The following is a 1,007-nucleotide window of genomic DNA, read 5'->3' on the forward strand; positions in this document are numbered from 1 at the left end:
TTCGGGAGGACGGTCACCACTTTGTGTTTCATGACTGGGGTGAAGTCGTAACAAGGTAACCCTAGGGGAACCTGGGGTTGGATCACCTCCTTATCTTGAAAGTAAAAAATCGTAAAGGTGTTTAACGTAAGTTACTCACAGAGTGTTCACACAAATTGCATGATAATGAAATTGAAAGAAACCCTGATGGGGCTATAGCTCAGCTGGGAGAGCGCCTGCCTTGCACGCAGGAGGTCAGCAGTTCGATCCTGCTTAGCTCCACCATTTTGATTTTTTACTACGTTGCTTCGTAGTTCGTGTAAAAAAGACTACACGTCACCACAAAGCACTTTGTAAAGAAAATCAAAATTCCATCGTTTCTTTTAACTAAAGAAAGAAGCCAAATTTAAGCTATCACCTTGATACTTTAAATTTGGTTTTTTAAACCAAGTTTTTAACCGAATGTGTGTTGAAAATTAGTTCTTTAACAATCTGGAAAGCTGATATAAATACCGGTATTTATATAACACTTATATTAGTAACAGGGTGTCGCGCTCTTTACTTATAAATAACTGTAGCGTTATAAATACCACCGATTAAACATTCTCCTCGAGTGTTTAATCAACTAAGTAAAACATTCGATTATTATCTACTCGATAGTAATTGTCTTATCAAGTAACTCATCATAAACCTTAGGGTTTATTGAGTACGTGAAAATGTCAGACTTTACAATTAGTTCGGATTAGTCTCCGAACATTCTAGTAAAATGTTTTGTTTTTGTTCTTACAATAATAATTCATTTCGACGGGATTTGTGCTTTAGACAAGGCGCTTAAATATGAAGTGTAGTTTATTCTACACGAATGTATAAGCAACGAAGTATAAAGGTCAAATAACAAGAAACTACTTAGGGTTGTATGGTTAAGTGACTAAGCGTATGTGGTGGATGCCTTGGCAGTTAGAGGCGATGAAGGACGTGTTAATCTGCGATAAGCGAAGATAAGGTGATAAAAACCATTATAGTCTTCG

General features: G+C 36.6%; 1 tRNA gene and 2 rRNA genes. All 3 read left to right on the top strand.

Annotated features, from left to right (window positions below):
- Window positions 1–93 (top strand): 16S ribosomal RNA (locus ABD005_RS18065); the annotation flags it as partial.
- Window positions 94–188: 95 nt separating this feature from the next.
- Window positions 189–264: transfer RNA gene (locus tag ABD005_RS18070), tRNA-Ala, on the top strand.
- A 633-nt stretch (window positions 265–897) separates the two neighbouring features.
- Window positions 898–1,007 (top strand): 23S ribosomal RNA (locus tag ABD005_RS18075); the annotation flags it as partial.

This window comes from Colwellia asteriadis (genome assembly GCF_039523295.1).
Classification (GTDB): Bacteria; Pseudomonadota; Gammaproteobacteria; order Enterobacterales; family Alteromonadaceae; genus Colwellia; species Colwellia asteriadis.